This window comes from Mesorhizobium sp. P5_C1, from assembly GCF_054049815.1.
Map to the genome: position 1 here is coordinate 1 of NZ_JBFULQ010000208.1, position 9,193 is coordinate 9,193.

At 62.7% G+C, this 9,193-nt stretch carries 7 protein-coding genes; 5 read left to right on the forward strand and 2 right to left on the reverse strand.

Features of this window, described 5'->3' with window-relative positions; translation table 11 throughout:
• From ACXJ7R_RS17365 to ACXJ7R_RS17385, 5 genes are all read left to right on the forward strand, one after another.
• On the forward strand, positions 1-1,724 hold a 1,724-nt coding region (locus tag ACXJ7R_RS17365; RefSeq protein ID WP_457152912.1), incomplete at its 5' end, for an ABC transporter permease.
• Positions 1,725-1,933: 209 nt separating this feature from the next.
• A complete protein-coding gene (locus ACXJ7R_RS17370) occupies positions 1,934-2,641 on the forward strand; it encodes an FCD domain-containing protein (protein ID WP_457152913.1) in 708 nt (235 codons plus the stop codon).
• 234 nt (positions 2,642-2,875) lie between these two features.
• Positions 2,876-4,285: an MmgE/PrpD family protein gene (locus ACXJ7R_RS17375; protein WP_457152914.1), complete on the forward strand. Its 1,410-nt coding sequence runs from the start codon at positions 2,876-2,878 to the stop codon at positions 4,283-4,285.
• 49 nt (positions 4,286-4,334) lie between these two features.
• Positions 4,335-5,426 (forward strand): isocitrate/isopropylmalate dehydrogenase family protein, encoded by a 1,092-nt coding sequence (locus ACXJ7R_RS17380; protein ID WP_457152915.1) that lies wholly within the window; start codon positions 4,335-4,337, stop codon positions 5,424-5,426.
• On the forward strand, positions 5,413-6,498 hold the full coding sequence (locus tag ACXJ7R_RS17385; RefSeq protein WP_457152916.1) for a tartrate dehydrogenase: 1,086 nt from the start codon (positions 5,413-5,415) through the stop codon (positions 6,496-6,498). The genes ACXJ7R_RS17380 and ACXJ7R_RS17385 overlap by 14 nt, the downstream gene beginning before the upstream one ends.
• Positions 6,499-6,539: 41 nt before the next feature.
• On the opposite strand, the gene ACXJ7R_RS17390 is transcribed toward ACXJ7R_RS17385, so the two are convergent.
• Complete coding sequence (locus ACXJ7R_RS17390) at positions 6,540-7,874, reverse strand: four-carbon acid sugar kinase family protein (protein WP_457152917.1); 1,335 nt, start codon at positions 7,872-7,874, stop codon at positions 6,540-6,542.
• Positions 7,875-7,878: 4 nt separating this feature from the next.
• Complete coding sequence (gene oiaX / locus ACXJ7R_RS17395; RefSeq protein WP_457152918.1) at positions 7,879-9,129, reverse strand: 3-oxo-isoapionate-4-phosphate decarboxylase OiaX; 1,251 nt, start codon at positions 9,127-9,129, stop codon at positions 7,879-7,881.
• Positions 9,130-9,193 lie beyond the last annotated feature (64 nt).

Consider the following 9,193-nt stretch of genomic DNA (forward strand, 5'->3'; position numbering starts at 1 on the left):
TCGCTGCATTGTCCCCCGATACCGCCAACAGGCGACACCTCGGCAGATTCGATTTGTCGACGCCGCTCTTCGTGCTGCTCGCAGTGGTTCTGTGTGTGCTGGTCCTGCTGCCTTTGTTCTGGCTGGGATACTACGCCCTCACCAACAAGGCCGGTTCACCGACCCTGGCGAACCTGGCCCGTCTCTTTACCGATGCCACAATTCGCCGGGCCTTCCTCATATCGCTGGGCATGGCTGGTTGCGTCGGCGTGTTCTCTTGCCTGGTGGCCACACCACTCGCCTGGCTCGTCGCGCGCACCGACATGCCGGGGCAGCGCCTGGTCCGCAGCCTGGTGACGGCATCCTTCGTGACGCCGCCATTCCTGGGTGCCATTGCCTGGGCGATGCTGGCCGCGCCCAACAGCGGCATCCTCAACAACATCTACCGCTGGGCATTTGGCCTCGATCAATCGCAGGCGCTGTTCAACATCTACACCTTCACGGGACTGGTGTTCGCGGTCACCTGCTACTCGTTCCCATTCGTCTTCACGCTTGTTGCCAACGCCTTCGACAAGGTGCCATCGGATCTCGAGGAAGCGTCGGCGATCCTCGGCGGCAAGCCAGGCACCACATTGCGGCGGGTGACCCTGCCGATGGTGCTGCCGGCGATGCTCGCCGGGTCTCTGGTCGCCATCGTCCAGGCCTTCACCATGTTCGGTTCGCCGGCTATCCTGGCGCTGCCGGCCGGGTTCCACGTTCTCACCACCAAGATCTGGAGCTTCTTCCAGTTTCCTCCACGGCTTGATCTCGCGGCAGCAAGCGCGGTGCCTTTGCTTGTGGTCACAATGCTCTTGCTGTGGGGGCAGAGATGGCTGCTTGGGCGCCGTGGCTATACCGTGCTCGGCGGCAAGAGCGGCACCCCCCGGCGTGTAAAGCTGGGCAACTGGAAATGGCTGGCGGGCGCATACGTCCTTTTCATCCTGTGCGTGACGATCCTGTTCCCCTACCTGGCCTTGCTCAAGGTGGCGCTGACCCACAACATTTCCGAACCGCTCAGCTGGAGTTCCTTGACGCTCCATAACTTCAATTTCGTGCTGTTCGAATTCTCCAGCACGCGGCTCGCCATCTGGAACACCCTGATCCTCGGTCTGGCTACAGCAACGATCGCGACCGGCATAGCCCTTGTCGTGTCCTATCTGGTTGCGCGCCGCGCGGTGCCGGGCGCCTCGCTGCTCGGCATGCTGGCGACCGCGCCGATTGCGATTCCGGGCATTGTGCTGGGCGTTGGTCTTTTCCTGGCCTACGCCAATCCGACTTTCGGCCTCTACGGCACGCTGTGGATCCTGCTGATTGCATTCCTGACGATTGAGCTTCCGGCTGGTTACCAGCAACTGTCATCGGCCTTCCATGGCGTGCATCCGKAACTAGAGGAAGCCAGTCGGATTCTCGGCGCCACCCGCCTGAAGACCCTTTGGCAGATCACCGCGCCATTGTTGCGCACCAGCCTGATTGCGGCCTGGTGTTTCGTTTTCATCGGCACCATCCGGGAATTGTCGGCGACGGTCCTGCTGACGACGGCGCAGACCAAGCTGGTCTCGGTCATCATCTACGACCTCAACGAAAGCGGCGACTACGGCGCGATTTCGGTGCTTGGTATTCTGCTGCTGGTGGTTTCGTTCACTGTCGTCTTCATAGCCAACAAGGTTCCGGTTCTCGGCGGCGCGGCGCCCAGGAGTGGCAGTTGATAGGATACAGCTTGGTTCCACAGCAATTATCGGCGTTTCGCTTGACAAGAGGAAGTATCGTCTCAGTCATGGGCCCGATTGGACGCGTCGGCATCAATTCGATGAGGGAGACCAAACCATGGATGATGCGCAGGCAACGCGTTGGCGCCCATCAGGGCCGGACCAGGCAAGCGGCATATCCCGTGACGCATTGAACGGAATTCAGGCCCATGGCTAACGAAACCGAGAACATGCAGGGATTTTCGCCAATCGACTTTTTGCGCACGCGCTCGCTTGCCAATGTCGTGCAGCACGAAATCGAGCGAATGATTGTCGAGGGGGAATTCACACCCAACGAGAGGATCAACGAAAACGCCCTGGCCCAGCAACTCAAGGTCAGCCGTGGACCGATCCGCGAGGCGTGCAGCGCGCTGGCCGCTCTTGGGCTGATCCAGGTGATTCCCAATCGCGGGTTTTTCGTGCGAGAACTCAGCGAAGACGAAGCCCGTGATGTCTCGGAGGCCCGTGCCTACATCTTCGCCTGCATGACCATGAGCGTTGCCGAGAGGATCACCGACCCCGAGGTCGCCAGGCTGCGCGCGCTCGTCGACCGCATGGACGCGCTGGCCAAGACCGGTGAGGTGAGCCAGTACTACCCGGTCAATCTGGAATTCCATTCCGTACTGGCCAGGATGTGTGGCAACGCACGCCTAGCGCAGATCTATCTCGGCCTCGCTCGAGAGCTTCATATCCAGCGCTATCGAGCATTGGCGAGTGGCGACGTGCTCGACATATCCAACCGCGAGCATCGGGCAATAGTTGAGGCTGTTGCCGCCCGCGACTCGCAACGGGCTTTCACGGCCGGGCGGGAGCATATCGTCAATGGCACCTCGCGCACGCGCAGGGCCAGCGTCGCTTTGCGCCACGGCTCCGACTGACGCTCACCCATTCCTGTAGTCGAGGTCCGAGGACAGATACCGCGGCAGCATTTGCGTGCCTKCGGTAGCGGCTGTCCGACGAACTGAAAACTTGGTTGCCCTGTCGGCAAAAAATTGTTGACAGTTTACCAAAACTGCCTTCCTACTCCTCTGCATCAGGCGGCCATGACATGGAGTCGAGCTTGAACTCGATGCCTGGTTGGCCCGCTACAATTTCGATAGAGAGGACTATCAATGCACGACACCGCACCTRCAGGTCTCACGAATTATGTGGCGGAATTCGTCGCGTCGGCCACTCCGGAAGATCTGCCGGACGACGTCGTGGCCCTTGGCAAGAAGTCGATACTGGACGGCATTGGGCTGGCTCTTTCAGGCTCGGTCGCGCAAAGCGGCGACCTCGTCCGCCGCCATCTCGATGAGCTTGGACTGATGCCGGGCGCCGCGACCATAATCGGAGCGGGCCGCAAGGTTGCACCGCGCTTTGCGGCATTCGCGAATGGTGTCGGCATCCATGCCGATGACTATGACGACACCCAGCTGGCCGTCGCCACGGATCGCGTCTACGGCTTGCTGACCCATCCCACGGCGCCGGCATTGCCCGCGGCTCTGGCCATTGGCGAACAGGTGGGCGCCTCGGGCAAGCAGGTCATGCTGGCGTATCATCTCGGCGTCGAGGTCGAGTGCAAGATCGCCGAAGCCATCGCGCCCCGCCACTATCAGACGGGATTTCACGCGACGGCCACCTGCGGAACGTTTGCCGCGGCCGCGGCTGCGGCCTGGCTTTTGCGTTTCGACGCGAAAACCACGGCTCGCGCGCTTTCGATCGCAGGCAGCCAGTCGGCTGGTTTGCGTGAGAATTTCGGCACGATGACCAAGCCGTTCCATGCCGGGCGTGCATCGGAAAGCGGTGTCGCCGCCGCACAGTTCGCCGCCCATGGATGGACTGCCACCGACAAGATACTGGAGGCCCCGCGCGGGTTCTTCCAGGCGGCCGGCGGCGGTTACGATGAGAACGCAATTCGCGGACGCCTCGGCGCTCCCTGGACGTTCGCCAACCCAGGCATCTCGATCAAGCCGCATCCCTCGGGGTCGTTGACCCATCCCGGCATGACTGAGATGGCGCGCCTCATCCGTGAGAATGACATCAAGGCCGGGGATGTGAAGCATGTGCGCATCGGCACCAATTCCAACATGCCGAACGCCCTGATCCATCACCATCCGCATGATGAGTTGCAGGCCAAGTTCTCCATGGAATTCTGCATGGCCATCCTGCTGCTCGACGGCAAGGCCGGGCTTGGCGAATTTACGGATGCGGCAACCCAACGCGACGACGTCAAGGCCATGATCGACAAGGTGGATTTCGTTATCGACGAAAAGGCCGAGAAGGCAGGCTATCACAAGATGACAACGATCATCGACGTCACGCTCAATGATGGCCGCGTCATCCATGGCGAGGCCGATTTCGGCAAAGGCAGCCCCGCCAATCCCATGAGTTATGAAGAGGTCGCCGACAAGTTCCGGGACAACGCGGCTCATGCCCGCCTTGCCCGTTCGGCAGCCGACGAGGTCGTCGCGCTGGTGCGTGACCTCGAAGAACAGCCCTCGCTCGAACGCTTGATGGCCCTGGTCGCCAAGGCCGGCTGACGGTCTTGATGGCGCTGCGCTGCAGCCGGCATTCAGAAAGGTTGGTTCGATGGCCCATCTCACGATCGGCATTCTCAATGGCGATGATATCGGACACGAAATCGTGCCCGCTGCCGTGCGCATCGCCCGGGCCGCCGCGGCGCGAACGGGTCTCGACATCGACTGGCGACCGATGCCGATTGGCCGCACGGCACTCGACACACACGGCTCGACGATGCCCGACGGCACGCTCGAGACGCTTTCGACACTCGATGGTTTCATACTCGGTCCGATCGGACATCGCGCCTATCCAAAGGTGATTGGCGCGATCAACCCGCATCCCATCTTGCGCAAGCACTTCGGCCTTTTCGCCAACGTCCGTCCGACGCGCTCGTTTCCCGGACTTGGCGCGCTGTTCGACGATGTCGATCTCGTCATCGTTCGGGAAAACAATGAGGGCTTCCAGCCGGATCGCAATGTGGTTGCCGGTTCGGGAGAATTTCGTCCAACGCACGATACGACCATTTCGGTCCGCGTCATCACCCGTGCCGGCAGCTATCGCGTGGCCAAGGCCGCACTCGAACTTGCCAGAACCCGGCGCAGGAAGCTGACGATCGTTCACAAGGACACCGTGTTCAAGCTCGGCTGCGGCATGTTCGTGGAGGAGTGCTACCGGGCCGCCGAGCAGTTCCCTGACGTCGCTGTCGACGAGGTGATCGTAGACACCTTCGCCATGCGGTTGCTTCGCGATCCCCAGACATTCGATGTCGTCGTCACCACAAACATGTTCGGCGACATACTGAGCGACGAGGCAGCAGGCCTCGTCGGCGGGCTCGGCATGGCGCCCGGCCTKTGTATCGGCGAAGGCAACATAGCCATGGCGCAGGCGGCGCACGGGTCTGCTCCCGATATTGCCGGAAAGGGCATCGTCAATCCCTATGCGATGGTCGAATCCACCCGCATGCTGCTGGAGTGGCTCGGCCACAACCGCGGCATTGCCGAGGCGCTCGCCGCGGCGTCCATGATGGGGCAAGCCACCATCGCCGCGCTCTCGCGGCCCGAAACGCGCACGGGCGACATACGTGGGATCACCAACACCGAAGGAATGACCAGCGCCATCGTCGCTGCCATCGAGAAGGAATCTGAAAATGTCCTTGCATAAGATCGCTGTCATCGGCGGCGATGGTATCGGCCCGGAGGTGGTTGAGGCCGGCGTCAAGGTGCTGGAAACGCTGGCAGACGTCGAGCCAGGCCTTGCCTTCGATTTCAAGCGCTTTGACTGGGGCTCGGACTATTATCGCCGCAACGGCCGCATGATGCCGCAAGATGGTCTGGCTCAGATCGAGGGCTTCGATGCCATCTATTTCGGTTCGGTCGGTGATCCGAACCTTCCCGACGATATCACGCTCTGGGGTCTGCGCCTGGCCATCTGCCAGGGGTTCGACCAATACGCCAATGTGCGGCCGACGCGTCTGCTGCCCGGCCTGACCGGTCCGCTGCGGCCAGAGCTCGGCAAGCAGATAGACTGGGTGATCGTCCGCGAGAACAGCGAGGGCGAATATGCCGGCGTCGGCGGTCGCGCCCATCGCGGCCTGCCGATCGAGGTCGGCATGGATGTCGCCGTCTTTACCCGCACCGGTATTGAACGGATCGCCCGCTTTGCCTGCGATCTTGCCATGTCGCGCCCCCGCAAGCTGCTGACCGTGGTGACAAAGTCGAATGCACAGCGCCATGGCATGGTGCTCTGGGACGAAGTCGTGCGCGAAGTGGTGCGCGACCACCCTGGTCTGACTGTCGACTGGATGCTGGTCGACGCGATGACCCAGCGCATGGTCAACAAGCCTGGCAGCATCGACACGGTTCTGGCGACCAACCTCCACGCGGATATCCTTTCCGACCTGGCTGCAGCACTTGGGGGGTCGCTTGGCATCGGCTCGACATCGAACATCGATCCGTCGCGCAATCGTCCGTCGATGTTCGAACCCATCCATGGTTCGGCCTTCGACATTACCGGCAAGGGCGTCGCCAATCCGCTTGGATCGTTCTGGACGGCGAGCTTGATGCTGGACCATCTGGGTGAGCAGGCTGCATCGCGACGTCTCATGGTTGCGATCGAAATCGTTACCGGTCGAGGAGAATTTCTTAGCCCGGATCTCGGTGGCGCAGCCAACACCGCCGAAGTAACGGCCGCTGTGATTGCCGCGCTTTCGGGCGTGAACAGTCCAGGATCCTGAGGCTTGCCCGCACAGAAGTTATGGGCGCGGGGACTGTCCTGTCAACCACCGAGGCCGTCGCGGATCGCGCTGAAATAGCCGTCAGCTCCGACCTGTCCGCCCTTCAGCGCAACCTCCAGTCCGTCGATCGCCGCAATGCGCGAATGGGCGAGGCATAGCGGGGACCCTGGCGAGGCAGGCAGCGGCATCCGCACAGTCAGGGCGTCGATGCCCATCTGGCCGAGCGCGTGGCTCGAGGTATCGCCGCCGGCGATGACCACGCGCCGCAGTTTCTGTTCGATCGTTAGCGCGCGAAGCAGTTCGCCCAGACCGCGGCCGAGCTTGTGGCGGGCGCCTTCCTGCCGGTCGATTTCCTCGCCTCTGTCGGCGGCGGGGCCAAGCGCGGTGTAGAGGATGACGCTGCGCCCGGCTTGCAAGCTGGCGCGGCCGCTTGCCGCCGCACGCGCGATCACCTGCTCGGAAGCCTCCGAAACCAGTTCGACAGGATCGACCTCGATGCCGTCGAAACCGTCGCTCAGCGCATACCGGATCTGTCGTTCGGTGGTCGGCGAACAACTGCCCGATACGACGGCGATCCGGTCGGCAGCACCCGGCGGTGTGAAGCCTGGTCCAGTGCTGACGATGTCATTCGAGGCCCATTCGGCCAGCAGCGCGTACTCGATGCCGGACGAGCCGACGACAAAGGAGCCGCCTGGCTTGCGGATGCGCCAGATCTCTTTGCCGGCCAGTGCCTGGGTCCCGTGGCTATCGACGTCGACAAGCACGATGGCCGCGCCATTCGCCACGAGGCGATCGAATGCCTGCGACCGTGACGCGGATTGCAGGGTCGCCAGGTCCAGTAATCCCGAGGCAAGCCCGGTCTGCCGCGACAGGTGGATCAGCAGGTCGGATTCATCCATTGGCGTCGTCGGGTGGCGGCTCATCACCGGATGGCGGTCGATGCGGAAATATTGGTCGCGATAGGCGGCGAACAGGTGTCCAAAGGCGGTGTAGCGCTTGAGCTGCGGCGCGCCGACCAGCAGCGGCACGCTATCCTGACTGAACACTGAGCGGCCGATCTCGATCGCCCGGCCGATGCTGCCGGTCGTTGGGCTGGAATCGAAAGTCGAGCAGACCTTGTAGTGGCAGATCGCTGCGTTCAGCATCTTCAGCCAGGTGAAAGCGTCCTTGAGATGCGTGCCCATCCAGTGCGGCGTCTCGCTGCGGCTGGTGCCGGCCAATCCGATGGCCCGGCAATGTGAGAAACGCGAAAGTTGGGCTTTGTCCGGCTGGCGCATGAACAGCACCGTCTGCACGCCGCCGAGCTCGAGCGCTTCCATGACGTCGGTCGAGCCGGTGAGATCGTCGCCATAGTAGCTGAGCAGCAGGTTCTGCATGGCGTCAGGCCGCCCTGCCATCGCCGAATTTGTCGATCGATCGTGCCAGTTCTGGATGGGTCAGGGCGAAGTCCGCCAGCGGAATGCCGTCTACCGCCGCTTGCCAGGCTTGTTGCACTGCGCGCACGCCGGCGCCCGGCCCGTCCGGATGGCTGACGATGCCGCCGCCGCAGAGATAGAGCAGATCGAGCGTGCGGCCGGTTCGCTGGTAGGTCTCCGGCGCCTGCCCACCCCATTGGCCCGAGCCCGCCACGGGCAGGGCGCAATCATCGGGCGAGAAGATCGGCGTGGTCACCGCCTTGAAGGATTCGACGAAGGATGCATCCGGCTCCCAGTATTTCGAGGCGATGCCGTTGATCTGGAACTGGTCGACGCCGAGCAGCCGCCAGAACTGCTGCCAGACTTTGAAGTCCATCCCGAGGCCGGGGTGGCGGGTGAGGATGTCCCAGCCATTGCGGTGGGCGTGCAGCACCAGGCTGGAGCGTTTCCTCAGGAACGCCATGCCGCCGAAGCCGATCGAATTGATGTTGACCACCGCGCAATTGCCGCCGGCCCTGGCCACCAGATCGTGGTTGCGCATCATCTCGTCCGGGTCGGCATGCGAAATGCCGAAGGCATACATCACCTTCTTGCCGGCCTTCTGCTCGTGGTCGAGGATCAGCGGCATGATCGCCTTCACTCGCTCGGCCAGCGGCGAATAGGCCGGGCTCATCAGCTTCTCGTCGTCCTTGATGAAATCGACGCCAGCTTCGATCAGCTCGCCCACCATCGCCGCCGTCTCGTGCGGCCTCAGCCCCAGCGCTGGCTTGACGATGGTGCCGATGATCGGGCGCTCCTCGACACCAGTCAACCGGCGGCTGCCGGCGACGCCGAACTGCGGGCCTGGGTGCGCGCCGCGGAATTGCTCAGGCAGCTTCATGTCGACGATGCGAATGCCGGACAGCCCTTTGATCGAATAGGTACCGCCGATGGCGATGGTCATCAGCGCCGCAAGGTCTGTGCCGATCGCGTCGAGCGGAAATGCGATGTCGACATCGGCGCGCTTGAACGGCCCATCGCCGGCTTCCGGAATGGAGGGCTGCATGGCGTCGGGCAGATGCCGGATCGCCAGGACGCGCGCAGCCACCCTGGCCTTCAGCTCCTCGGTCTCGCCGGGCAGCGCAACGAAGGTGCCGGTCGATTGGTCGCTGGCGATCTTGGCCGCCAGCACCTCGATGCTGTCTGATGTTTCGATGCGATAGGTGAGGGTGATCATGGTCCGCCGTCTCAAGCCCGGGCGTTCGAAAAAGGTTCACCGATGCTCGAAATCTGGTATAATG